Annotated in this window: 19 protein-coding genes and 3 tRNA genes; 4 read left to right on the top strand and 18 right to left on the bottom strand. The window is 57.3% G+C overall.

The window, feature by feature from the left end; translation table 11 throughout:
- Positions 1 to 106: 106 nt before the first annotated feature.
- The 15 genes from AC3A5O_RS06635 to AC3A5O_RS06565 form a co-directional block, all read right to left on the bottom strand.
- On the bottom strand, positions 107 to 976 hold the full coding sequence (locus AC3A5O_RS06635; RefSeq protein WP_305490968.1) for a hypothetical protein: 870 nt from the start codon (positions 974 to 976) through the stop codon (positions 107 to 109).
- Positions 977 to 1028: 52 nt separating this feature from the next.
- Positions 1029 to 1643, bottom strand: a complete 615-nt coding sequence (locus tag AC3A5O_RS06630) for a GAD-like domain-containing protein (RefSeq protein WP_305468134.1) — start codon at positions 1641 to 1643, stop codon at positions 1029 to 1031.
- A 29-nt stretch (positions 1644 to 1672) separates the two neighbouring features.
- On the bottom strand, positions 1673 to 2320 hold the full coding sequence (locus tag AC3A5O_RS06625) for a hypothetical protein (protein ID WP_305468135.1): 648 nt from the start codon (positions 2318 to 2320) through the stop codon (positions 1673 to 1675).
- 57 nt (positions 2321 to 2377) lie between these two features.
- Positions 2378 to 2734, bottom strand: coding sequence for a hypothetical protein (locus AC3A5O_RS06620; protein ID WP_305468136.1), 357 nt, complete (start codon positions 2732 to 2734; stop codon positions 2378 to 2380).
- A gap of 69 nt (positions 2735 to 2803) precedes the next feature.
- Positions 2804 to 3250 carry a hypothetical protein gene (locus AC3A5O_RS06615; RefSeq protein ID WP_305468137.1) on the bottom strand — a complete coding sequence of 149 codons (447 nt, stop codon included), beginning with the start codon at positions 3248 to 3250 and terminating at the stop codon, positions 2804 to 2806.
- A 90-nt stretch (positions 3251 to 3340) separates the two neighbouring features.
- Positions 3341 to 4054 (bottom strand): hypothetical protein, encoded by a 714-nt coding sequence (locus AC3A5O_RS06610; RefSeq protein WP_305468139.1) that lies wholly within the window; start codon positions 4052 to 4054, stop codon positions 3341 to 3343.
- 10 nt (positions 4055 to 4064) lie between these two features.
- A complete protein-coding gene (locus tag AC3A5O_RS06605) occupies positions 4065 to 4616 on the bottom strand; it encodes a DUF6990 domain-containing protein (RefSeq protein ID WP_305468141.1) in 552 nt (183 codons plus the stop codon).
- Positions 4617 to 4778: 162 nt separating this feature from the next.
- On the bottom strand, positions 4779 to 5111 hold the full coding sequence (locus AC3A5O_RS06600) for a hypothetical protein (protein ID WP_122569271.1): 333 nt from the start codon (positions 5109 to 5111) through the stop codon (positions 4779 to 4781).
- A 155-nt stretch (positions 5112 to 5266) separates the two neighbouring features.
- Positions 5267 to 5665, bottom strand: coding sequence for a DUF6911 family protein (locus AC3A5O_RS06595; protein ID WP_163006896.1), 399 nt, complete (start codon positions 5663 to 5665; stop codon positions 5267 to 5269).
- Positions 5665 to 6084: a cytidine deaminase-like fold-containing protein gene (locus AC3A5O_RS06590; RefSeq protein WP_487753014.1), complete on the bottom strand. Its 420-nt coding sequence runs from the start codon at positions 6082 to 6084 to the stop codon at positions 5665 to 5667. The genes AC3A5O_RS06595 and AC3A5O_RS06590 overlap by 1 nt, the downstream gene beginning before the upstream one ends.
- Positions 6085 to 6759 carry a hypothetical protein gene (locus AC3A5O_RS06585; protein ID WP_122569406.1) on the bottom strand — a complete coding sequence of 225 codons (675 nt, stop codon included), beginning with the start codon at positions 6757 to 6759 and terminating at the stop codon, positions 6085 to 6087. It abuts the gene before it with no gap.
- Between the two features lie 308 nt (positions 6760 to 7067).
- The gene (locus AC3A5O_RS06580; protein ID WP_487752982.1) at positions 7068 to 16310 is read right to left on the bottom strand and encodes a two-partner secretion domain-containing protein; all 9243 of its coding nucleotides are present in this window, start codon (positions 16308 to 16310) and stop codon (positions 7068 to 7070) included.
- Positions 16311 to 16355: 45 nt separating this feature from the next.
- Positions 16356 to 16874, bottom strand: a complete 519-nt coding sequence (locus AC3A5O_RS06575; RefSeq protein ID WP_122569273.1) for a toxin-activating lysine-acyltransferase — start codon at positions 16872 to 16874, stop codon at positions 16356 to 16358.
- Between the two features lie 9 nt (positions 16875 to 16883).
- Positions 16884 to 18545, bottom strand: coding sequence for a ShlB/FhaC/HecB family hemolysin secretion/activation protein (locus AC3A5O_RS06570; protein ID WP_305468146.1), 1662 nt, complete (start codon positions 18543 to 18545; stop codon positions 16884 to 16886).
- A 457-nt stretch (positions 18546 to 19002) separates the two neighbouring features.
- Positions 19003 to 19079 (bottom strand) — tRNA-Arg (locus AC3A5O_RS06565).
- 529 nt (positions 19080 to 19608) lie between these two features.
- Here AC3A5O_RS06565 and AC3A5O_RS06560 point away from each other — a divergent pair.
- The 3 genes from AC3A5O_RS06560 to AC3A5O_RS06550 all read left to right on the top strand — a co-directional run bounded on the left by AC3A5O_RS06560 (position 19609) and on the right by AC3A5O_RS06550 (position 21586).
- Complete coding sequence (locus AC3A5O_RS06560) at positions 19609 to 19935, top strand: Arc family DNA-binding protein (RefSeq protein WP_122569275.1); 327 nt, start codon at positions 19609 to 19611, stop codon at positions 19933 to 19935.
- Positions 19936 to 20090: 155 nt separating this feature from the next.
- The gene (locus AC3A5O_RS06555) at positions 20091 to 20900 is read left to right on the top strand and encodes an AraC family transcriptional regulator (RefSeq protein WP_487752981.1); all 810 of its coding nucleotides are present in this window, start codon (positions 20091 to 20093) and stop codon (positions 20898 to 20900) included.
- Positions 20901 to 20977: 77 nt separating this feature from the next.
- Positions 20978 to 21586, top strand: coding sequence for a LysE family translocator (locus tag AC3A5O_RS06550; RefSeq protein WP_487752980.1), 609 nt, complete (start codon positions 20978 to 20980; stop codon positions 21584 to 21586).
- A gap of 548 nt (positions 21587 to 22134) precedes the next feature.
- On the opposite strand, the gene mgtE is transcribed toward AC3A5O_RS06550, so the two are convergent.
- Positions 22135 to 23577: a magnesium transporter gene (gene mgtE, locus AC3A5O_RS06545; protein WP_092441895.1), complete on the bottom strand. Its 1443-nt coding sequence runs from the start codon at positions 23575 to 23577 to the stop codon at positions 22135 to 22137.
- Between the two features lie 322 nt (positions 23578 to 23899).
- Here mgtE and AC3A5O_RS06540 point away from each other — a divergent pair, with 322 nt between their 5' ends.
- Positions 23900 to 24403, top strand: a complete 504-nt coding sequence (locus AC3A5O_RS06540) for a cell envelope protein SmpA (RefSeq protein ID WP_487752979.1) — start codon at positions 23900 to 23902, stop codon at positions 24401 to 24403.
- Between the two features lie 40 nt (positions 24404 to 24443).
- On the opposite strand, the gene AC3A5O_RS06535 is transcribed toward AC3A5O_RS06540, so the two are convergent.
- Positions 24444 to 24520 (bottom strand) — tRNA-Arg (locus AC3A5O_RS06535).
- A gap of 72 nt (positions 24521 to 24592) precedes the next feature.
- A tRNA-Arg gene (locus tag AC3A5O_RS06530) sits at positions 24593 to 24669 on the bottom strand.

Genomic DNA, 24669 nt, shown 5'->3' with positions numbered 1-24669 from the left:
CCAAATACCAGCGTTCGGGAAACTGCACATCTTCCCGCAACAAGTAATACTTCATTTCAGCTCACCGCATGTCATTGCTTAACTGAAAAAAGGGTCGCGCCTGCGTCTAAAGCCCGAAGAAACGCTCGTAGGCCGTCTCCACCCGAATAGCAAGCTGATCAGAAATGATGACCAGGTTTTCTACTGCGGCCGTCTCTGTGGACAACAAAGGACTCGAAACAGCTGGAACAGCCAAACCAAGTTGCTGCCGAACCTGAAAAATGGCGTGGACCTCCAAGGGCAACAAATCGAAAGGCGCGTATTTGAACTCAGGGTCCCACGCCCCACCGTCGTCCTCAGCGTGGGATAAGTGATATCGACAAAGCGCTTCCAGTGCATCAGCAAGCCCCTGCTCATTTTTCCATTCGTCTATCACGTTTTGATAAATCCCCAGATCCATCGACTTGATCTCTGGAAGCGCAGCACCTTGCGAATAGACTGAATAAAGCCAGAGCATGAAAGGTTCAAATCGACGCCGTTCAAGATAGCTCGAATCGACGGCGCCTTTGACAGACAACATTCCGGCAAGCACATCGGCCACGGATGCAGCCAGATCACGACGATCAACCGCTATCAACCCGGCCAGCAAGCACCCAGCAATACTCAACTGGTTAGTCAGGTTCGGGACGGTTCGGAGGCCTTGAAGAAAACTCGTTTTGGAGAAAGTCTTCGCCTTGAGCATCAGCGTCCAATAACGGTACATCATCGAGCGAGAGACCTGCTCCCAGCCAGAAGCCTCTCCATCACTGATCGCGACTTCGCCCCGAATGCCGTGATAGGTCGCCAACATCCCCAGCGAATCAGCCACATTGTCCAATCCGTTTAATGAGTCGCTGGCAAGGTCCTCATCGATAAAATCAAGCTCTTGAGCCGTCATGCCTTCCGACTGTGACAGCCAGTGCCGGTGCTGATGAAGCCGGACGTTGATTGCATCCATTTCGATGTGCTCCTTTTACGCCAATAAACGACCTTCCGCTTACCGTGCTCACTCATGAACGCATCTGTCGAAGGATCGTTAAGTGAACCTTCAAATTGCACTTAACCAACTGATCCAGCGAAGCCGTCCCTCCAACAAACAATGCCGGCTCAAAACCGTAGACCTCACTCTCGTCAAGTGCACCCAATTTTTTTAGCGCTCGATCAAATAAAAACTCACCTTGATTATCCTCCAGATCATAACGTTCCTTATCAGACATAGCAAAAAACGTCTGAATGGCTAGATCCGGATCTTTATTAGGCACTTTCAGTTTATTCATCAACGCGACGATAGACCCCGTCGGACATGAAACCACAATTTTCTGATTGTATTTCTCGCCCCAAGCATACAGCGTTCCAAAAGCACTCCGGGCAATAACGTGGTAATTATCTATCTGCGAAAATTCAGTACCGGCTAACCACATATCGAGCAGGTGTTTGTAATCGTCTGGGTCCACCGTCCAGAAAAGTCCATTGGCATACCCACACCAACCTTCTTTCTGCCAATAGGTGAGCAACGCGTCCGGTAGTATCCCCCGATATTTCACAATATGGGAGCCAGGCACCTGCCGATGTGATGTTGCTTCACCCATTACACCAATGAAACACTCAAAATCTTCGTCGCGCACCCTGTGCCCCCGTAGCTCAACACCAAGTTTTATCTACTGACCTGACCACCTTGCTCCTGGTTAGCCACTAAGAATCCACTCTCAGTAAGAGCACACCTTCCGCCAGCCCGCCAGAATTTAAAATAGGGTTCTAAATCAATATCAAACTTAAACAAAGGCCGCCCAATATACCAAGCAAGATAATAGTCCGCAGCCACCCCATAGAGCGCCTCAAACAACGCATAAACCTGCTCGCTCTCAGCAATCCTACTTCCCCTGATTGCATCGCCGACCTCATCAAACAACCAGTAATGAGGAATATCTTGCTGAAGCACACCCTCCATATATTGCGCATCAACAAAAAATATTTGAGCGTTATGGCAAAGCTCGAAAATTTCCAAATTGCCAAGCACACCACATGCCCTTTCTTGCTCCTTCAACCACTCCCCACCCAACCGAATCAGCTGGCTTTTCTCCACCCTACATTTGGGCAAGAGATAAAGAGAGCTTTCCATCTCTCCAGCGGCCAGAACGCGCCCAGCTCTATCGACCAATTCTTCCGAAAAAGGAAAGTAGCTAAATATACGCTTAAGCTCCTCCGCGCTACTGTGTACCTTCAACAAACCTAGAAAATGAGCCTTATCAAAAAATGCCTTGCCTTCACAGTAGGCACACCATTCCGACAATAAAGAGTTCATGCCTAATTTTTTCCATCCTTTGACAGAGACAGCAATAAGTCTGCGCAGCCATAGCTTTCACTCTTCATCCCAAAAGTCCCCTGGCGGTGCATATTCACTATTTTTCAAGATCGCACACCAACCAAAACTCCTATAAAACATCTCAAGATCAATTATTTCATAAACTCCATTCCCAGCGCCTTTCAGGGTAATCAAACCAGAACCATGATGTGTGTACTGACCGCCCGCCCCAGCGACAGCTCTCAACTCCAACTCTTTCCGATCCCACTCCAACACCACTCCAGACGATTCAGGAATAGTTTCCGCAAAAAAAACCTCAAACTCTTTGGCTATCTTGCATACACAAGGAATCCGCTCCTGTCGGAGCAGCTCATCCGTAATCAAATTTTGGGGGAAATCAATTTTCAACATCATTACAAAACCCTCCATAAAAAGAAGACAGCTTTATTTAAACACCGAATAGTTAAACACCCCCTTTCCCCATCAAGACTCTGGCAAAACCAAGAGTACGGATTTAAAAATATAAACTCTATCATCAACAGCTGATGATGCCTCATATATTGCTTCGGCTGCTGTCATAAGCGAATCCTCTCCGCCGGCTAACGACAGTGCCGATACAACACGCGCCTGGCTAAACAACCGAAGGACTTCTGCATCTAAGTTCTGCCCCTCATTCTGGCTGTCTTGCAAGTCAAAATACTGCTCATCTAACTGCGCAGCCAAATTATCTAGCCCAGAAACCTGCTCGGCCGTGAGCTTACTACCAAGACATAGTTGTTTAAGGGACTCGGGAACAATAGGCCCGTCTACTGGGCAGGCCTGAAAAGCAAGCTCACAGGCTACCTTTACCGCACTTCGTCGCTGTTTTTCACTGGCTACTTTCAGCTTTTCTACAAGGCCTTTCTCCACCTCCTCTAAACGCATGATCATTGCTTAACCCTGGACAATGGCTTAATGATGCCGGTACATTGCCCCCGGCTGCCCCAAATAATCTCTCTACGTTTCTTCAATATCTGCCCGCTAGACCAACCCCAAGATCGGCTTGATCTGTTCATTCATTTCCACAAAGGTTTCATAGGACATGCCCGGGTCATCATTGAGAACCAAATAAACCCCATCCATCAGCCGAACCGCCATACGACACTTGCCTTGCAGTCGTGCAATGACTTCATCAGGGCCATAGCCTAGAGCACGCTGACAAAGGGCTGCATCCCAGAACTGGGCAGGAAATAGCGTATAAATATTGTTGCGCCCATCAACATCTATAGTTTTATCCTCACGCAACCGATTGTAAGCCAAGCTATCATCATTCAACCCTCCTTGATAATACAGACCATACAAATCATAGGACACATGAGCCTTATACCCCTTAAACGCCTCAATCACTTTTGGCAAATACTCATTCACAACAAGCTTATAATCAACAGCCTTGTTTGATATTTTAAATCCAAAACGCAAGTGCTCGTCATAAGAGGCCCTATCCTCATATAGGTATCGATCACCACGATACGCATAGTCCCCCACAAACCGAAGCCCTCTGAGGGGAAGTTTAACTGTATAGGTAGCAATCAACCCGTCGCCGCAACTCGGGGCGGCCGGAAGCTCAAGACCTGCGAACCCTAAAGGAGCACCAATCCGAGACATCCTATCCATCACTTCAGCATGCCGCTGTTTTATAGATAAAGTTCTGTCAGGACATGCATAAAACCATAGCTCTATATCTGCTGCACTCATGGGGTTCTGATTATTTACTTTCTTTAGCTATCATGAGTGCTCGCTCAATCATATCGAAAGTAATGTAAGGCACAAATCCGAGCCTGTCGCCCTTCTCAAAACTCTTTTTATATTCTTCTAAGCGCCCAATATCACCTGCTATTGCTAGAGCCGCCAAATGTCGGATAGGCATTGCACCTTTAGCTTCAGTTGGCAGTTTCCTATAAACTGTCAACCCCTCGTCAATATTCTGAGAGCGAGCCCAAGATATAGCCTTCTCAGACAGCCTAATAACATCATCACTAGAAAAACTAGACAGTTTCTCCGGAGCTTCATTTCTAACTATAATCGGAGCATTATCACCGCCATCACCCAATATGATAGAAACAGCCTCCGAAAACTCTTTGGACGAAATGGAGGACATAAGCGAAACCCGAAAATGGTCCGAGCGCTTCCCCACAGATGGGATAATCTGAAGTTGGGCTCCTCCGACATCAGTGACACAAAAATAATCACCAACTTCATCCTTGCTACAAACCCAGCCCTGCTCGCTCAAGATTAAGATAACATCTTCCCTTTCCATTACTTTGCCCCAGAAAAGCTTATAAGACAGAGGAAAATTTATTTAGCAACCAAATAATCAAACACACCCACTCCTCTTCATCCAAACAATAAATCTCCTTTTTCTATTGCGACCTGCCCCGCCTCTTTCCCCAAGAGACTTAAGACTCACAACTCCCCCTACTCATTGCGAATATATAAATTCAATCCCAATTTTTCCTTCACCCAAGTCAATCGTTACTTCGCAACCACTCCAAACAGACATACCTGCCGTTAGCTTATTCTCAAAATACCAATGTCGGAGCTCCACCAACAGCTTCAGCATATCCGTATTTGCACGCCCTCCAGCGGTAAACCAAGACACGTTACCTTGCCCATCTACGAAATCATATTCGTACTCGCAGCTATCCGCCTCCTGGGCCAACTGCGCGCGCATCACAACCTTACACGCCCCTTTTGGAGCGACATCGAATAAAATTGCGCCAATACCATTATAAATTTCACTATCGTTACGCATCAATTACCCAAGAAAAGGGGACCAAGAAAAGCAAGAAAATAGGACAAAAGAAACGAAAACAGATTTATTTGGAAACCTGAAAACCTAAAAATTTAATAAACCAGTCCTCTTCCCCCTTACTTCCCCCTAAAAACGACAACCACTTCCTCAAACGCTCAACTCAACAAACTTCGACTAACATTCCCGGTCAGAAAAAACTCTTCAAACGCATCTTTTACGACGGAAAAATTCAAGCAGACCAGTTCACCACTCCAATTATTACCTAGAATTTCATATTCACTGCCTTTAAGCCCTGAATTAAAATAAGAACGCACAATATAATCCTCACCATCATCTTCCCCCAAAGACAAAACATACCTACCATTATCCGAAAAAACTTGCAACAACTGTGGCCCCACATCCGGGCCGTCGACAACATTCAAGGTAAGAGAACCGCCCTCCTTCTCAATTTCATCTAAATGAAATTCAACATCTTGCCAAGCAGGCAGTTTTTTATTCCCCCCCTTCGCCTGATCACCGACACCAACCACCCACGATAAAGTATAGTTCTTCATTAATTTAGCTCCTTAACAGAACGCATACCGGGTCTCCAATATAACCTTTTACCCGTAGCAATCTCATTAATCTCAAGGGACTTTAAGCCGGCCTTCTCCGCGGCCGCTGCAATATCTCCTCGGCAATAACCACACACAGCTTGCCCCTCAACTTTTAGAGTCATAGCGGCCCCTTGGGTTTTCCCGGCATCGTGGGCTTGCTGTATGACCCCAATTTCCGCATGTGCAGTTGCCATATTTGCGTTAGGCAAAGGTTTACCAGATGATTCTATTTTTGTATTTACACGATCAGCTATCAATGTCGGCTGATCAGGCTTTGCTTGAGAGTCAGGTCTGGCCGTCTGGTTAACATCGGTGAACACTTGGCCATTGACCTCACCCTCCGCTTTTACCTTCGGATTAGTTGCTTTTGCCCCTATTCAACTCTTCAATGCTGGCAAAGACAGCACTTCATCGTACTGTGGCCAGTCTTCCCTCGCGCGTTTGAGCACACCTTGCATTAACTCGTCCAACTCAGGCACTGGTTGCTCGGGCGGCATTTTGTCAAAGGGCGCGGCCAGCAGCGGATGATCAATCTTCTGCGGATTGGCTAAACCTTCCCACTGGCGCAGGCGCAGGATATAGAGAATTTCTACCGGCACGCGCTCCAAGTGCCAGTCCTGATTGAAGTCGTAGGAATTCTTCTGGCTCTCTTTGCCGGTTTGCCAAGTGTGGCGGTCACACGCGGCCAACAGGCAGGGCATCAGGTCGTCGGGGCTGGGAGTGCGCCACTTGGCCAACAAGGCTTCGTAGATAGGTTCGTCGTAAGCATAAGCAGGCCATTGATGCGAGACATCGCCCACCCAATCGGCAAACACACGCAGCATAAAGGCTTGGGCGCGGCGGTGTTGCTCTTCGTACTCAATCACTAATTGATGCCCACGGTTGAGAGCCGCATGGGTGAGATAGCCCTGATGGATGACGGCATCCTTCCAGCCTAGAATCGCCATGGCGGCCATCATATTGGTGGCGGTTTGGATGCTGTAGTTTTGGCGGCGTCGATCATTGCCTGCCGCTTTGGCAATAATGTCGAACTGGCCCGCCCAGAAGAACAACTGCCAAATTCCTACTTGGTAATAGCGCAGCCAATGGGCCAATTCCAGAAGCCATTGCGGATTATCTGGTGCGGTTGCCAATACCTTGTGGGCTCGTGTGACGGCCATCCATTCGGAGCTACTACGCGTAACGTTGTCACTATTCGGTACAGGCATTGATGGCTTCGCAAATGCATCGCCGCGCTCAACATATTCACGGATGCCATTCAACTCGTATTCATCTGAGACGAGTGGCCCCTTGGCTATGCGCCCCAGCACACTTTTGTAGGAGGGCCATTTCGGGTTTACGCCCGAGCGCTCGCACTGAATTACTTCTTGGTCCATGGTTCCACCTTAAATTCTGCTACACCTGTTTTACTGGGGGCGGGAACACCGACTTTGACTGTTACACCTTGAACCTTGGCTTTTCCTGAATCCAACGCCGCTTGCAAAGCATCGCGTAAAGCAGGATCAGTGTCGGCAATTGATTTATTACTTAGCCACCCCTCCAACCGCGTCCTCGGGTCCCCATGTGGCGTACCGGCCTTACTCACGCCATTCACCGAAGACTTCGCATCCATCACCACCACGGTAATCGTATCGCCATTGATCGCCACCGCGCAGCCATCACAGCCGTGGTTGCTACCGTTCTGCAATGGTTTGAAATTGAGGCCGGTTTTCTCGTTAAGGGTTTGCAGGGCCAGTTGCTCGCCGAGTTTGCCATCATTTACCAGAGAGCCGGTCTTCCAATTGGGAAGGTGCGACAACGGGATACTTTCAAACGTCTGCCCAAACAGGTCTTCAACCGGGCTGACCTTGGGAGGGTTGATTGCATCAGGGATAACCTGCACCGGCCCTTTTGCCCCAACACTATACTCCCCCGGATTCTCGACAACCTTCCCATTAACAGTCGTCGTACCAGGGCCATACCCCCCCTCAAGTTTTCCGCTATACGCCCCCTCCACGCTGCTCCACTGCAGCGGCTTACCAGCCGACACTTCAGCTTTCGCAATTTTGGCCATACCGGCCATTTTTTCAAGCCCTTCCGTCCCCACCTTGATCCCGGCTTTCGCCAACGCCACGCCGCCCTTGGCCGCCGTGCCGACGCCCGTGGCGATGCTGCCAACCTGCCAAACCAGTTCGCCAATGTCCTGGCCCAATTGCACGGCGCGATCATCCCCGCCGTTTTCCAGGGCATCTTTAACACGGTCGAGTTTGGCGTTGAGTTCGTTGACCACACCGTCGCCGAATTGCTGGCGGGCCTCGGGATCGTTGATCAGTGCTTTCAGGCCGTTGATCCCATCCACCGGATGGAGGAGGAATTGCGCCAGTCCTTCGACATCGCCCCAACCCGCCTGCACCAGGCCTTTGCCCAGGCCGAAGCGGGTCAGTACATCTTGTTTCTGGTTGATGTACGCCCATTTGGCGATCACTTTCGCCTTGGCTCCGAGACCGTCGGCCGCGCTGTACTCCTTCTCCGCCTGCACCAACTGCTGAGTCGCCAGCCAATTGTTGTCCACCGCAGCGCCCGCCGCGCTGTTGGCGGTGGCCGGGTCCAGCGAGGAGCTGGTGGCGGCCAGTCCGGTGACAATGCTGACGATCAGGTTGCGCTTGGCTTCGCGCTGGGCTTCGCTTTCGTCGGGGCTGGCTTCGGAGAACAGGCCGGTGAGCAGGCTCGACGCCGCCGCGCCTGCCGCGCCGCTGCCACAGCTCTGGCTGCTGGCGGCGGCGCCCGCGCAGGCGACGACGCCGTGCAGGGCGGCGTGCAACGGCGAGCCTTCGGTGAGTTTGCCGTCCGCCACTAGGTCGCCGATGTAGCCGGCACCCTGTTGCTGCAGGTAGTTGACCACCAGCCCTTGGACGAACGCACTGTTGCCGCCGCTGATGTTGCCACTGGCCGCGCCCACCAGGGCGGTGGTGATCTGCCGGTAGGTGCCGCCCGCGCCCCACTTGTCGGCGATGCCGCTGGCTTCGGCATTGAGTCGTTGCGCGTTGCCGAGCAGGGCCAGGCGCTCACTGTCGGTGAGTTGGGCGTTGGGGTCCAGGGCCGCTTTCTGGGCCGCCTCGGCCTGTTTGCGCTTGAGGTCGACTTCCTTGGCCTTGTTGGCAAGCAAGGTGCTGGCTTCGTTGGAGAACGCCCCGACGATCTCGAAACCGGCACGGATTTCGTCTTCGTCGAAGATCGGCTTGAGCGTGTTGCTGGTGTCGCGGTCGCTGGACACGTCACGGTTGAGGCTGGCGACGGTTTGCTCGCCATTCTTGCCAGTGCGCCTCTGTTGCTCGGCGTCGTTGCTGATGACGATGGTGCCGCCACTGATGCCGCTGCGGGTGACGCTGCTGGCATCGTCGCTGGCACTGATGGCGATCGGCATGGTGGCGCTGAGGTCGTTGTCGTTCTTCGGCAGGTCGGTGCCCGGGGTCTGCGTGCCGCCGCTGGTGGCGTTGCCCTGCTGGTCCTTGCCGACTTCGCGATAGCCGCCACCGACGCTGACGGTGCTGGCGTCGTACTCGGCCTTGTTCTTGATGTCGCGACTGGTGAGGCTGGCGGTGACCAAGCGATTCTTGCCGTCCTGCACAGCCTTGTCGCTGCTGGCGATGACAGCGCCGACCAGGTCGGTGTTGCCACCCACGCGAATGTCGAACCCGCCGTCCCCGGCCTTGATGCCAGATTGCTCGATCACGCTGGCGTAGTTGGAATCGATATCCGTGGCACCGAAGCTGCCGCTGGCACCACTGATCGTACTCATGCCGAAACAGAACGGCGGAATGCACAGGCTGATGCCTACGCCCAGGCTCTTCTCATCGACCACGTAGGTGTTGGTGTCTTGCAGGCTTTCGATGTTCAGGTCGCCGCCGATGTCGGCCAAGACCTGTTTACCGCTGGCCACCGCACCTCTGAGGTTGGTGTCACCGCCCGAGGACAGCAGCAATTGATTGCCCGCCTGGACGTGGGTGTTGGTATGGGTAAGTCCATCGCCATCCGCCTGGCCGCGACTGCCGGATGCCCCCAGATCCAGGGTGAAGCCGTTACGAGCACCGAGGGAGAAGCCGATGCCGATGCTCGCGCTGCTGCCTTTGCTGTCGGTCTCCTGCTTGTCGATATTGCGGGCGGCAAGCAGGTTGATGTCACCGTCCGCCAGTAGGCTGGCGTTGCGTCCGGCCTTGATATCGCTGCCTTGTACGGTGATGTTGCTGGCGGCTCCAGCGCCCGTGGCACGCAGGCGAACGTCGTTGCCGGCGGTCATGGTCGAGCCGGCCGCGCTGTCGCTGGTGTAGGTGGTGGTGCTTTCGTTCTTCTTGGTGCCCAGCGACAGGCTGATGTTGATCCCACCCACCGCGCCCGGGTCCATCGCCACGGCGGTGGCGGCATTGTTGGCGGCCATGACGGCGGTGGCGGCGGCCAGGGCCTTCATGCGCCCGTCGTCGGTTTTCTCCGACGCCCGTTTCATTTGCTGGGAGGTCTGAATCGCGCTGATCACCGGGTTGGTCACGGTGAGGGTGAACCCGGTCTGCTTGAACAGGGTTTCACGCTCGCGCTCGCGGGTGTTGCGCGCCTCGACGACGTCGATGGTCTGCGCCGTGACGTCGATGTTGCCTTGTGGCGCCGACACCTGACTGCCCACCTGACGATAGCCCTTGCCCGCCTCGATCAGCACATCACCAGCAGTCGAACCGACCGTGCTGGCCACGGCCGTGTGCTCGGTGGTGAGGTCCTTGACGCTTTGTTGCTGGCTGCCCAGGGTGACGGCGATACCACCGCCGCTGAACAGACCGCTTTTCTTCACCGACTTGTCATGGCGTTCGCTGCTGCTGGCGGTGGCCGCTTCGATGTTGACGTTGTTGTCCGCCACCAGCACCGTCTGGGTCGTGGACACCACGTTGCTGCCCTTGAGGTTGATGTCGCGACCGGCCTGCACATAGGTCTGCTCGCCGCTCAGGGTGGAGCCTTCGGCCGAGGTCTGGCTGATGGTGTCGCGGGTGGTGGTGGTCTTGCTGGAGAACATCCCGTTGCTGCCCTTGACCTTGTGCGCTTCATCGGCGAACTGGTAGTTCTGGCCAGCGGTCAGGTTGACGTCGCGCTTGGCCTCGGCAAACACCGCGCCTTGCTCGCTGGTGACATGGGCGGAGCGGGCGTTGAGGTCCTGGCCCGCGCTCAAGCGAACGTCGCCCTGTCCTTGGATCAGGGAGCCGACTTCGGTCTGGCTGGCGTCCTTGCGCCAGTTGCTGCTGTTCCAGCTCAGCGCTTGCTCGTGGGCTTCGCCGACGGTGGCCAGGTTGATGTTCTTGCCCGCCTCCAGCAACGTACTGCCGCCCTTGCCGGCGTTGACCACCTGGGCCCCGGTGAGGTTGAGGTCGTTGCCGGCGCTCACCCCCATCGTGCCCTGGGCGCCGCTGACGAACAGCCCGGCCACCCGTGACAGGTTGGTGCGGGTGCCTTGGGCGCTGCTGCTGTCCCGGCTGCTGGAGATGACGTTGATGTCCTGCCCGGCCTTGACCGACAGGCTGTCCACGGCACCGATCAGGCCACCGAGATTGTTGAGGTTCTCCCGCGCGGCGAGCGATACCTTGTCGGCCTGGATGCGCCCACCGAGGTTCTCGATGTTCTGCGCGGTAATCGCCATGACACTGCGCCCGGCCAGGCTGCCACTGTTGACCAGGTCGCCGGCGATGTTCAGGTTCAACCGCTGCCCGGCAATCAGGGCGCCGGAGCCGTTGAGGTCGCCCTCCTGGACCCGTACGTACACTTGCGGCACTAGCACGTTGCGGGTGTCACCGTTGGCCAGGGTGACCTGCTTCTGCACCAGCCAGACAATGTCGCTGGTCAACTGGGCCATCTGCGCGGAGGTCAGGGCCACGCCGGGCACCAGTTGCCATTGGCTGGCGACGGTCACGGCGTTGTCGATCAGGGCACGGTACTGCACCTCGTCATTGGCGTAGCCGTCGAGGAAACGTCGGCCGGTGAGTTGCGCGATCTGTTCACGAATCAATTTCTGTTCGTAGAAGCCGTCACCCAAACGTTGTTGCGTCAGTGCCGGATCGACCTGCAGGCGCTGCAACATGTAATCCGACGACAGCCAGGTGCGGTAGCTGGCAAAACGTGGGTCGGTTTCGATCAGGTAGCTGCTGGTGCTCTGGGGGTTGGTGCTGAACAGGCTGTTGTTCGGCAATGCCAGGGATGGCCCGCCGCTGCGGATCTGCTCGGCCACGCCCTTGTTGTTCAGGGTGGTCTGGGCCGCGACCTGAACGATGGGCGCCACTTGATAGGTCCTGTCGACCGGGGCGCTGACCGTGCCCGCGGCGGCTATCTGCTCGCCGACGCCCTGGGTGGCGCGGGCACCGATCTGGGTGCCGGTACCGTTGCCGGCGGCATTCTGGGCGAACACGGTCGGTTGCAGCGTAATGTCCTGGATCAAGGGTGCCGGCGTGTAGGCCGTGACGGCCGTGCCCTGACGGTCCCGGCCCTTGCGCTGGATGCGATAGAAATTACTGACGGTGCCGCTGTCGGTAGTGGTGCGCTGGCCGGTCAGTTCGGTGTTGGTCAGGCTGGTAATGTTGGCCTGCAATAACCCACCGGCAATGATGCGGCTCTTGTCGTTGAGCACATCCCCTGCGTTGATCTGCATCGTCCCACCGGAGAGGATCTGCGCCGGTGCGGAGGTGGCGATCTGGGTTTCCTGGACCACGCGGGTGTAGTCGTAGCGGTTCCAGTTGTCTTTGCGCCCCTCGGGGGTGGTCAGGTGAAGGACCTCGTCGTTGTTCACGGAGATCCGGTCGCCCTGGTAGCGGTTCGGCGAACCGCTGAGCTGGAACTCCTGCAAGGCCGTGCGGCTGACTTCCACTTGTTGGGTGCTGAAGTGTTCGTTGGTGTTGCGCACGCTTTGCACATCGAGCGACAGGTTGCCGAGGGCCTCGATGGTCGCGCTGGCGTTGGTCAGCAGTTGGGCCCGGTCCTGGGCCTTGTCGGTGGCGCTCAGCGCTCCGCCGATGGCGAGGTCCCCGGCACTGAAGATCATCGCCTGTTCGCGGTTGTCCAGGGTGCCGGTGCCAATGTCCAGCGACTGGCGGGCGGCGATGGTCGCGGCGACTTCGTTTTCATCGCGGTTGCTCAGTGCCGAGGTGGCGATCGCCAGTTGATCGCCGTACAGACGTCCCGTGCCCAGGTTGTTGAGCGACAGCGCTTGCACACGCACCTGCTGGCCGTCGATCAGGCCACGGTTGGTCAAGCTGTCGTTGACGGTCAGGCGAACCTGGCCGGCGCTGATCTCGCCGCTGGCGGCGTTGTCCAGGGTCTGCGAGCGCACCAGCAGGAGATTGCCTGCCAGCAGTTTTCCGCTGTTGTTGAAAGCCCCGTCGGTGCTCAGGTCAACCTTGTTATTGGCCTGGATCTGCCCACTCAGGTCCAGGCTGCTTTGCAGGCTGAACGTCAGATCGCCCAGGCTCAGCGCCCGGCCAGTGCCCGCGTAATAGGCGGCGTTGAGGGACAACAGGCTGCCGGCGAGCAAGGTCCCGTCGAGGTTGTGCACCGACTGGCGACGTTGCATCGGATCGCGGTCGGTGATGGTCAGGCCGGCCCCCGAGGAAATCAGGCCGCCCTGGTTATCCAGCGCCTGGCTGACACCGATGGTCAATCCCTCATCGGCGCGCACGGCACCGGCCTGGTTGCCGAAGGTGTTGAGCGCCAGGCTCATGGCGCGGCCTTCGAGCCCCTGATTGGCCCCTTGGGTGGCGCTGTTGTCGAGCACGTCTGCGGTCACGCTCAGTGCGCCCGCGCTGCGCACCAGCCCGCTCTGATTGTTGAGCGTCTCCCCCAGCACCAACTGGACATCGCCGAGGCCCTGCAACTGACCACCGCGGTTATCGATCCGGGTGCCTTCGACCTGAACGCTCTTCTGGCCAATGATCTGGCCGCCGCTGCCGTTGGTAAGGTCGGTGGCCTTGAGCACCAGCGCGCCCTTGGCGCCGAGGAAGCCGGCGCTATTGTTGAAATGGGCGCTGTGGATTTCCACCGCGTCCTGGCCGCTGATGCCTTGGGTGGTGCCGGACTGAAGGTTGTTCAGTGCCTGGCTGCCGGTGTCGATGAACAGCTTGCCCTTGGCCTGGATCAGGCCCGCCGCGTTGCGCAATTCACCGCTGCGCAGGTCGAGGGTCGCGCCGGCATTCAACGTGCCCTGGCTGTTGTCCATCAGCAGGCCGTGGCTGTTCAGGTCCAAGGCCTGGCCACTGATCACCCCACCCTGGTTATTCAGGCCTTGGGCCGACAGCTCGATATCACCCAGCGCTTCAAGGCGTCCGCCACTGTTGTTCAATTGTTCGGCCGAAACGCTGACCAGCAAACCGGACTTCACCGAACCCAGCACGCCGTTGGTGTTATCCAACTGCCCGGCAATGATCTCCATGCGCTGGGTCGCGGCCAGCGTGCCGCCGATATTGTTCAAGCGGTCGAACGTCGCGTACAGCTCACCGCCTGCACTCACCGTGCCTTGGGTGTTATCCAACGCCTTGCCGCTGACCTTTGTCGTACCGCTGGCGGCCAGCGTCCCGCCGCCGTTATTGACCTCTTTGTCGGCTGTGACAGTCAACGCACCGCTATCGGTGGCGAGGACTTTGCCGCCCTGGTTGTTCAACGTGCCGACCCTCAAGTTCACCGCGCCGGGACTGCTGACTTGCCCGGCCTGATTGTCGAAGCGTTCACGGGCGGTGACCTGCAAGGGTTGTGCGCCGGTCTGCAGAATGCGTCCACGCTGGTTGGACAGGGTCGTGGTGTCGAGCGTGATCTGTTGGCCTTGGGTCAGGCCATCATCGACCACCACCTCGTTGGCCTTGACGCTCAACGTGCCATTGCTCGCCAGGGTGCCTTTGCTGCCGGCCAACTGGGTGACCTGGATGTCCAGGGTGCCTTTGCCAGCGTGCTCGACCTTGCCCTTGCTGTTGTCGAGGCGATTGGCGCCAAGCTTCAGGTTGGTGGCGTTGGAGGCAATACGGCCACCGCTGTTGTCGAGCGTGGCGACAGCGGTGATCGATGTGTCGGCGGTGCCGGTCTGCACCAGCTCGCCGCCGGCATTGGAAACATCTCGCGCGCTCAATTGCAGGTTGCCAGCGCTGACCTTGGCCGCATCGGTGCGCAGGGTCTTGGCCGCTTTGGCATTCAGCACCTGGGTCGCATCGACTTGACTGCCACTGAGATTGGCATCGCCAGTGCTGGCCGTCAGGGTAACGTTGCGGCCCAGGGTCTGGCTGCTGCTCAAGTCCAGGTCAGCGGCCTCGACGCTGACATCGCCGCCGGCAAGGTTCTGGCCTTGCGCCTTGACCGTGGCGGCCCGTAGCGCGAGGTTGCCACTATTGCCCAGCTTGCCGTCCGCCCCGACGCCCGCCGCCAGGTTCGAGGCGGTGGTGCTGCGAATAGTCTTGGCGGTCAGTGTCGTGTGGTTCTGGCTGGCAACAGTGCCACTGTTGTCGATGTCGCCGGTGCTGTCGAGCTTCAGGTCGCCCTTGGCGTAGAGCGTGCCGCTGTTTTCAACGCTGGTGGCAGTGATCCGCGTCGCCGTTGTGCTGCTGATAGCGCCCAGGTTTTGCAACTTTCCGTCGGCGCTGACGATCACCTCGCCAGCCATGGCACCGATCTGGCCGGCGTTGCGCACACCCACGCCGGACTCCGTGCCCACCAGCATGATCTTCCCGGCATACATGCCGCCGAGCTTGGCAACGTCGATGGCAACGGTAGGCTTCTCACCCTCAGTGCCTGGCAGCGGCGTGGCCTGGGTGTTGTCGGCATTGACCTGATTGCGTCCGGCGGTGACTTTCAAGTCGTTGGCCCACACCCCGGCGTTGACCTGCACCGAACGGGCAATCAGGTCGGTGTAGTCGGCCTCGCGGGCATCCAGGCCTTTGCCTTCGATGTTGATCGCCCCGCCCTGCACGGTGTAGCCCGTGATGCGACCGTTCTCCAACTGCGCCCGACCGGTGCTGAGGGTCGCCCGGTCGGCGTTGATGAAGCCGCAACCGTTGCAGGTGATACCGGACGGGTTGGCGATCACCACTTCGGCGCGCTGGCCGGCGACTTCGACGTAACCGCGCAATTGGCTGGGATTACTGGAATTGACTTCGTTGAGGATGACCCGCGCGCTGCCATTGCCCAACATCGGGTTGCCTTCGATCCAACCGCCCAGTTTCGTCTGGCTATTGCCCGCGCCGTTGTTGAGGATCACCCCCCGGCTATCGACGTCGAACTGGTTGTAGGTGTTACGCGAGACACCGCCGGCGCTAGGCGCACGGATATTCACCTGCGGCGTGCCATTGGCGCTTTGTATCACCATGGGTCGCTGCCCGGCCGGAGCGCCAGGGTCGGCGACGATGGTGCCGGCCCAGGTCGGCGCCACGCTCAAGGACACCAGGCCAATCGCTGTCATCAAGGCAAAGCGCAACGCCCCGAGCGTCGCCGTGCAAGCCGTTGCGCCCGCCGTCGGACCGGAGCGGGTCCCCGGCGCCTTGACCTGGCTGGTGACGTTCTCGGCCACGACCATCAACAGTCCGCGGGCCTTGTTGAAAACGATTCGGTATAGATGCTTGTTCATAGCAATTCCATTTGCGGAGCCAGCCCGCACGACCAGTGGTTGGAGTTACGCTTCGACTGCCAGCGGGTGGGCGGCAAACCAGGCCTGGGCCTGTTCGGGGATGACCCCTATGCCTTGGAATGTCTTGACCCGCAGGCCACGCTCGTCACCTCGGTGATAGAGGGCACGGGCGCAGCGATCGATGAAAAGGTGACGTTGCAACAAGCGGCTCAATACCGCCGTGTGGCCAAAGGGAGCGACCCAGTCGTTGAGCCAGAGCCGCTCGCCGCTGTTCCAGTCCTCCTGGGTCAGTTCCAACGGAGACTGGCGCAAGTAACGTTGCTCTGCCGCCTCGTCGAGATTGAGCCAGGACAGGTAGAACACCGGCTTGCCGTGCTCGGAGCCGAGCACGAACTGGCGATGCTTGAGCGCCGGCAACAGCAACGTCGGCAAGGTGTGCAACGGCGCATCGCGATGGGCCTTGGAGTGCATCCACAACCAGGTGGCGGAGCCGAACACCGCGGCTTCGCTCCAAGGTTCGTCGATCAGGCCAGGAGCGATAATGTCTAGCGTCTCGAACTGCATGGGATCACCTCAGAATGACCAGATGACGGTGAACGCGCTGGTCACGTTGGCCGTCTCGAAACCATCGGGCTTCTTCAACGGCGTACCCACCGACCAGTCATAGGACAGGCCCTTGTAACCGCCGCGTATACCCACCACGGCCCCCGCCAGGCGCTGGCCGATCAGGAATTCACTGGATTGGCCGCTGACCTCGCCATAGTCGATACCGGTATAGAGTTCCTGGCCGGTCTGCCCCAGGGACAGGCCGATTTCGTTGCGCAGGGTCCAGCCACGGTCGGCGGAAAGAATGTTTTCGCCATCGAAGCCCCGCACGCTGTAGCGTCCGCCGATGGAGAAGCGATCCTGGGGCACCAGCGGCGTACGGTTCCATTGCGCACGCCAGCCGCCGATGTAGCGCAGGCGCTGATCGCCGACCTGGAACGGCACCTGCAATTGGGCATCGGCGGTGATGATCTGCGAGCGTGACGTACCGGCGTCAAAATCTTCTTCGGGCGCCCTGAGCGCATCATGGGCACCGGTGCCGCGACGATAGGCGACGCCCAAATCAAGAATCGAAGCGCCAATGAACTCCCGATGGTCCAACCCCAATTGCCAGCCGGCCATGCGGCGTTTCTGGTTGCCGACTTCGGTGTCGTCGATAAAATTCTCCGACGAGCGCGTCCACAGGCTGCCCCAGGCGGTGGTCTTGCGAACGGCGTCGCGGTACAGCAGGCGTGACAGGCGCAACTCGTTGTTACGACTCTCGCCGCGATACTGATAGGTCTGATTGGCGCCGGCGACAGACTGTTCGTAGTTGTATTCACTGTTGGTGAACCCCAACTGCCAGTAGCCGAACGGCAGCGAATAATGCACGGTGCGGCCATCGGAGCCGCGGTGCCCGGACTCGCCGCCGCCCAGGTCATGGTTGACGCTGGCGTAGAACAAATCGTTGAGCGACAGCAGGTTGTCCAAGGACAGCGATACGTTGCCCTGGTATTTGCCAGTGGTCTTGCTGCCCGAATTGTCCACCGACAGGCTTACACGGGCGGGGAAGCGCTGGCTCCAGGCGATCACCACGTCGCTCTCACCGGGCCTGGCGTCGGCGGCACGGGCTGGCGCGATCTTGATATCGGCCTCAGCGGTCGGCACGCGCTTGAAGTTCTCCAGCGCCTGTTCGATGTCGCGCAAGTTGAGCAGATCGCCAGGATTGGCCGGCATCGCATTCCAGGCATTGGCGCGGGAACGGGTGCCCTCCTCGAAACGAATCTCGCGAATGCGCCCTGGCACCAGGGTCAATACCAGCACCCCACTGTTCAAGTCCTGGGCTTCGGCGAGTACGCGAGTGGTGACGTAGCCGGCCTCGATGATCGCATTCTGCATGCGCTTCATCGTCAGGTTGATCCCGCCGCCACCGAGGCAACGACCAATGGCGGGATCATCCTTGGGATTGGCGGCGCGCAACGCCCACTGGAATTCTTCCGACGCCTCGCCGATCAGGCGGATGTCATTGATGGCAAAGCAGGGACTTTCCTTGGTGGGCAAGCGCTCGGCACCTTCATCCACGGGGGCTGCCTGCAGGCGCACGTCCGGCCGGGACTCCAACTGATCGCGCAAAACCCGTTCGCGCTCTTGCTGACGCAGCAGTTCTTCTTCAGGTCCAGCCGCCTGCGCAGTGCTCCACGCCCCCGTCATCCAGGCCACCATCAGCAGCAGCGCGAGACGCTTGGCGTTTTGTGCAGATGAGCGGGTTCCGTCAGCACAACGGCGAGGGCTGCTCGGTTTACACGTTCGGCAGGTTGCGGCTGGCTGCATGTCACATCCTTGTGGCTTGAATCGAAGACACGGTGGATCAGTTCCGCTGAACGCGGATTGGCACTGACATAGATAAAAAGAGGTATTTATTCCACCGATAACGAAGGAAAAGTCCTACAACTTACCGAGACGGTCTGATAGCAGAGGGAGGAGAAAGTTTCGCGGTATCGAAACAGGTTCGATACCAATGGGTAAAAATGGGCGGTCGATCACAGCCTGAGGCAATGAGGCGCTGAACAAGGCAGTGAACGGCACGCTCAAGCCGAGCCTGGTCGTTCGGGGGATGGGGTGCAAGCAGGAAAAGTTAGCGGCAATTGCGCTAACCCACTGTTTATAATGGTGTCCCAGGGCAGGTTCGAACTGCCAACCTTCCCCTTAGGAGGGGGATGCTCTATCCAATTGAGCTACTGAGACACGAGTCGACCACGAGAAACGTGGTGCGCGGAACGGCGTGCATGTTAACGACCTACCCTGCGTTTGTCATGTCGTCCCTGTTTTTAAGTGTAGGCAAATGGTACTGACCGGGGGAGGCTGATAAGGCCTAGCGGCTAGTTCCGGCGGCCATTCATCTGCCCCTGGTCTGTTCATCCTAGTAAATCGGCCATTTGCCACTATCCTGTACAAGACAGGGACGACTAGCGTTTTGGTCCATTTGCGTTATCCGCCAGACGGTATGGCACATCGACACGATCCGACGGTCACAGAATGCGAACCTGTTGTTTTTTTTCCAACCAGTCCGCATTTTTTGATGAAAGGTGCTGGCATAACGCCTTTACCCGGATCAGAATTTGTCACAGAATTGGCGCCAATGATCTGGCAATTTTGAGGCATGATGCGGGCCTCTTAACAATTCAGGTTGAACATTTGGCAGTGGAGCTTGTCCTATCGACATCCTGCGGCCAATCCCGAGAACCGCTCCCCTGAACTAACCGGTTAAATAAATATGCGCCCAATGACAAAGGCAATTTATTCCAGCCGTACGGCTGACAAGTTCGTCGTACGTCTGCCAGACGGAATGCGGGAACGCATTGCCGAGGTGGCTCGTAATCATCATCGCAGCATGAACTCCGAAATCATTGCGCGCCTGGAGCAAAGCCTGATTCAGGAAGGTGCACTGGGTGAAGAGCTAAGCATGCGCCTGGACAGCCCGGAGCTGTCTTTGCATGAGCGCGAGTTGCTTCAACGCTTCCGACAACTCTCCCACCGCCAGCAGAACGCCCTCGTTTCGCTGATTGACCATAGCTCGGAAATAGCAGCAGAAGCGTCCTGATCCTGCCAATCCCTTCAAGCCAGCCTTGTGCTGGCTTTTTTCTGCCTGGCGTTTGGCCCAGACCTGCATTTGGAACGTCATCGAAGCCAACAGCCCACTGCTCAATGGCAGGGGTGCTAAATTGATCAGTCAACAACAGAGGCCTGGAGGCCTGCATGACAGGTCATGCATTCAAGGTTCGAAGAATCGCAGGGCTGGGCGTGGAAATCGTCGAGGCCGATTCGGATCGAACGTTTGCCCGGCATATGCACGAACACTTTGGCATTGGCTTGCTTGTGCGTGGGGCGCAACGCTCAGCCAGCGGCCGAGGCCCGGTAGAGGCGACTGCGGGTGATCTTATATCGGTCAATCCGGCCGAAGTGCATGACGGCGCGCCCATCGGAGACGGAACGCGTCGCTGGCAGATGCTGTATTTCGACCCACCGCTGATCGCGCAGACATTCGAGGATATGACCAAGGAAGGGGGCGTCTGCGCCAGTGAGTTCGCTTATCCGGTGCTGCAAAGCCCGCCTGCGGCCCAACTGTTCAGCATCCTGTATCGAACAATTGCTCAAGCCGAGGTGGTTGGCGATCACCTGAAAATCGAAGAGACGCTGGCGCTTTTGCTCGAACACTTGCTGGACCGCCCCATGCCGGTATCGTCTTTGCCGGAATCAGCGGCAAACCGTGCGAAAGCCATGATCGACGACGATCCGCAGTCGCCGATGTCGCTTGCCTTGCTCGCCAGGGAGGCCGATTTAAGCCGCTTTCAGCTCGTACGCGCCTTCACCCGCCTGACCGGATTGACGCCCCACGCCTATCTGCTGCAACGACGCATTCAGCGAGCCCGGCACCTGATCGCTGCGGGCATACCGCTGGCCGATGCATCCCTTGCCAGTGGTTTTGCAGACCAGAGCCATATGACCCGATGCTTCGTGCGCAGCTTTGGGTTCTCACCCGGCATGTACGCACGACAAGGACGCTAGCGTCCTGCAATTTCATTCAAGATGCCCCTTCTCATGACAGGCAGGCTGGAGCCCTCATCACTCCAAGGACGCGCTGCATGAACCTCGAATTTCTTCTCACATCCCTGATCGTGGTGGCCTCGCCTGGCACCGGTGTGGTCTATACGGTAGCGGCCGGCCTGGCCCAAGGCTGGCGCGCAAGCGTGGTAGCCGCACTCGGTTGCACCCTGGGCGTCGTGCCACACATGCTGGCAGCCATCACAGGTCTCGCGGCGCTGTTGCACGCCAGCCCGCTGGCCTTTGAAGTCGTCAAGTATCTTGGCGTCGCTTACCTGCTCTGGATGGCATGGAACTCGCTCCAGCGTCATGGAGCATTGCACATTGATCCGGACAAGACGCCACGCTCCAATGGCGCGGTGATTGTTTCGGGCATTTTGCTCAACCTGCTGAATCCAAAACTGTCGATTTTTTTCCTGGCTTTTCTGCCGCAATTTCTTGCGCCAGGAGAAACGAATGCCATGGGGCGCATGCTGCTGTTGAGCTTCGTTTTTATGGCGATCACCTTTGCTATCTTCGCCCTTTATGGTGTGTTCTGTGCATCGATGCGCCGGCATGTTCTGGAGCGTCCATCCGTGTTGCAGTGGATACGCCGCCTATTTTCGGCAGCCTTTGTGTTGCTGGCAGCGCGACTGGCGGTGATGCAGTGATGCACAGAGGGTTTGGCGTGATAAAAAAACGGCCAACAGGCTCATGCTTGGGAATTTTGATCTAGCGTTGGGGGGGGGCTGGTTGGTGTGCATATCCGTTTCTTCGGTAACGGCTGCTTATGGTTCCGCCCTGACGGCGGGTCACTTTCGAAAAGCCCGGAAGCCGGCCCAGTCGAAAGTAACCAAAGCGCTTTTGCCCCACCACTCGGTGCCTCGCTTAGGCTCGGCATGCCTGAACGAAGGCATTGCTCCGTGGGCCCGCCGCGATAGCGGTGGTTCAGTCACATGGATGTTGGGCTGACGGGCCTCATCGCGAGCAAGCTCGCTCCCACAGATTTTTGTGTTGTGCGCACATGTTGTGAACAGCTGCTGCCCCCTGTGGGAGCGAGCTTGCTCGCGATAGCGGTTGTGCAGTTGCATAGCGCTCTTGATTTCGACGCCCCGGCAATCAAAAGAAACCCAAAAAAAACGGCGCTTCCCATTTCTGAAGGAAGCACCGTTTTTTAAGTGGAAGTATTACGCCAAACAGGCGGGTTTCTTGTGGACGATCAGAGCAGGAAAATCGTCGCCAATCCCAGGAAAATGAAGAACCCGCCGCTGTCGGTCACGGCGGTAATCATGACACTGGCACCCATGGCAGGATCACGCCCCATGCGGGCCAGGGTCATGGGGATCAGGACCCCCATCAATGCCGCCAGCAACAGGTTGAGCGTCATGGCGGCCGTCATGACCACCCCCAGTGACCAGCTGCCATAAAGCAGGTAAGCCACCACGCCAATCACCCCTCCCCAAATCACGCCGTTGATCAAGGAGACAGCCAGTTCCTTGCGCATCAATCGCGATGTATTGCCGGTGCTGACCTGGTCCAGTGCCATGGCACGGACGATCATGGTGATGGTCTGGTTACCGGAGTTGCCACCGATGCCGGCGACGATGGGCATCAGCGCCGCGAGCGCCACCAGCTTCTCGATGGAGCCTTCGAACAGGCCGATGACCCGGGAAGCGACAAACGCCGTGATCAGGTTGATCGCCAGCCAGGCCCAGCGGTTACGCAAGGACTTCCAGACCGAAGCGAAGATGTCTTCTTCTTCGCGCAGACCGGCCATGTTGAGGACTTCGCTTTCGCTTTCCTCACGAATCAAATCGACCATTTCATCGATGGTCAGACGGCCGATCAGCTTGCCGTTCTTGTCGACCACCGGTGCAGAAATCAAGTCATAACGCTCGAATGCCTGGGCCGCATCGTAGGCGTCTTCGTCTGGGTGAAAACTCACCGGGTCGCTGGCCATGACCTCGGCCACTTGCTTTTCCGGGTCGTTGACGAGCAAACGCTTGATGGGCAGCACGCCCTTGAGCACGCCGTCGTAGTCGACCACGAACAGCTTGTCGGTATGGCCGGGCAGTTCCTTGAGGCGACGCAGGTAACGCAAGACCACTTCAAGACTGACATCCTCGCGGATTGTCACCATCTCGAAGTCCATCAACGCACCGACCTGCTCCTCGTCATAGGACAACGCCGAGCGCACACGCTCACGCTGCTGGCCGTCGAGGGCTTCCATCAGTTCGTGGACAACGTCCCGTGGCAGTTCGGGTGCAAGGTCGGCGAGTTCGTCGGCGTCCATTTCCTTGGCCGCCGCCAGCAACTCGTGATCATCCATGTCGGCGATCAGGGTTTCGCGAACCGAGTCCGACACTTCGAGCAGGATGTCACCGTCGCGATCAGCCTTGACCAACTGCCAGACCGTCAGACGCTCTTCCAGGGGCAAGGCTTCAAGAATGTAGGCGACGTCGGCGGAGTGCAGGTCATCGAGCTTGCGTTGCAGCTCGACGAGATTCTGCCGGTGGACCAGGCTCTCGACCCGATCATGATTCGGACCTTCCTGGCGATGCGTCAGGTCTTCGACGACCCGCTGGCGCTGCAGCAGCTCAACGACTTGAGCGAGACGATCCTGAAGGCTTTCCTGCGTTTTTTTTACTTCTACTTGGGTCATAGGCGAACTCCACTCCCAGCAGTGGAGCACGCCGGAAGGATCAATCAGTTAATTCATGATTGGCAAAACTAGATATTGAGTAACTACTGGGTAAGTCCATGGAGATATTCCAAAGCCCCGGCGGGGCTGACGGGCGCAATCATACACCGCTTGACGCTTTAAAACGCTAAAAAATCATGGCAAGAACAAGCGCTTGCGAGACAAACCTGAACGCAGGCTGAACCTTCCCCTTTACGACGACTTATCCGGAAAAGAAAACACACGCCCCGGCAGAAATGCAGCGACTACCCTCTTCTCCTGCACCGCCAAGGAGGACGATCGGATGCCCATCAGCCACTACTTGTTCCTACTCGCCAGCCTGCCCTGCCTGCCCGTGTGGGCCGCCGGGCAGACCGTGCATCGCTGCGAAAGTAGCGCGGGGCACGTAACATTCACTACCTTGAGCTGCGGCCCGGGAGAAGCCCTGTCACTCCAGCAGATCCACCCGTACAGCCCAGGTTCGAGTGAGCCGGCGACCGAGGCGATGCTGCCCGAAGCGGAGCGTTGGCAAACATCCGGCAACACAACCACACGCAAGACACTGACCGTGGTTGGCGAATTCCAAGACCGCTGCGGGAACCTTATCGATGCCAGGCAACGCCGCGATGCCATCCTGGAACGACGAATCGTCGCCGGCATGAGCCAACAGGACGTCGAGAGCGCCCTGGGCAAGCCAGACTCAATCAAGATTCGGAATTTGAGTACACGATATACCTACAAGGCGAAGAAAGGTCGCAGCGCAGAGGTCGTGTTCGATGAAAGGGGGTGCGTGAAAGGCAAATCGTAGATAGCAAAAAGCCCGCGTTAAACGCGGGCTTTTTGGTGTTTGGTGCACTCGACAGGATTCGAACCTGTGACCGCTCGGTTCGTAGCCGAGTACTCTATCCAGCTGAGCTACGAGTGCATGCTGTGGTTTTATACCAGATCACAACTGGTTGAAGCCAAGTTATTTGCATTGCTGCAAATGACTCTTAAATGGTGCACTCGACAGGATTCGAACCTGTGACCGCTCGGTTCGTAGCCGAGTACTCTATCCAGCTGAGCTACGAGTGC

Source organism: Pseudomonas sp. Soil_N_39 (assembly GCF_057655955.1).
This window is presented reverse-complemented; position numbering and strand designations above follow the sequence as displayed.

Excerpts from the sequence above, each read along its gene's own strand:
- AC3A5O_RS06635 (WP_305490968.1), bottom strand. The coding sequence starts at position 976 with ATGGATGCAATCAACGTCCGGCTTCATCAGCACCGGCACTGGCTGTCA.
- AC3A5O_RS06610 (WP_305468139.1), bottom strand. The coding sequence starts at position 4,054 with ATGAGTGCAGCAGATATAGAGCTATGGTTTTATGCATGTCCTGACAGA.
- mgtE (WP_092441895.1), bottom strand. The coding sequence starts at position 23,577 with ATGACCCAAGTAGAAGTAAAAAAAACGCAGGAAAGCCTTCAGGATCGT.
- AC3A5O_RS06605 (WP_305468141.1), bottom strand. The coding sequence starts at position 4,616 with ATGGAAAGGGAAGATGTTATCTTAATCTTGAGCGAGCAGGGCTGGGTT.
- AC3A5O_RS06560 (WP_122569275.1), top strand. The coding sequence starts at position 19,609 with ATGCGCCCAATGACAAAGGCAATTTATTCCAGCCGTACGGCTGACAAG.
- AC3A5O_RS06615 (WP_305468137.1), bottom strand. The coding sequence starts at position 3,250 with ATGATCATGCGTTTAGAGGAGGTGGAGAAAGGCCTTGTAGAAAAGCTG.
- AC3A5O_RS06620 (WP_305468136.1), bottom strand. The coding sequence starts at position 2,734 with ATGATGTTGAAAATTGATTTCCCCCAAAATTTGATTACGGATGAGCTG.
- AC3A5O_RS06575 (WP_122569273.1), bottom strand. The coding sequence starts at position 16,874 with ATGCAGTTCGAGACGCTAGACATTATCGCTCCTGGCCTGATCGACGAA.
- AC3A5O_RS06540 (WP_487752979.1), top strand. The coding sequence starts at position 23,900 with ATGCCCATCAGCCACTACTTGTTCCTACTCGCCAGCCTGCCCTGCCTG.
- AC3A5O_RS06580 (WP_487752982.1), bottom strand. The coding sequence starts at position 16,310 with ATGAACAAGCATCTATACCGAATCGTTTTCAACAAGGCCCGCGGACTG.
- AC3A5O_RS06595 (WP_163006896.1), bottom strand. The coding sequence starts at position 5,665 with ATGAAGAACTATACTTTATCGTGGGTGGTTGGTGTCGGTGATCAGGCG.
- AC3A5O_RS06570 (WP_305468146.1), bottom strand. The coding sequence starts at position 18,545 with ATGACGGGGGCGTGGAGCACTGCGCAGGCGGCTGGACCTGAAGAAGAA.
- AC3A5O_RS06550 (WP_487752980.1), top strand. The coding sequence starts at position 20,978 with ATGAACCTCGAATTTCTTCTCACATCCCTGATCGTGGTGGCCTCGCCT.
- AC3A5O_RS06555 (WP_487752981.1), top strand. The coding sequence starts at position 20,091 with ATGACAGGTCATGCATTCAAGGTTCGAAGAATCGCAGGGCTGGGCGTG.
- AC3A5O_RS06625 (WP_305468135.1), bottom strand. The coding sequence starts at position 2,320 with ATGAACTCTTTATTGTCGGAATGGTGTGCCTACTGTGAAGGCAAGGCA.
- AC3A5O_RS06600 (WP_122569271.1), bottom strand. The coding sequence starts at position 5,111 with ATGCGTAACGATAGTGAAATTTATAATGGTATTGGCGCAATTTTATTC.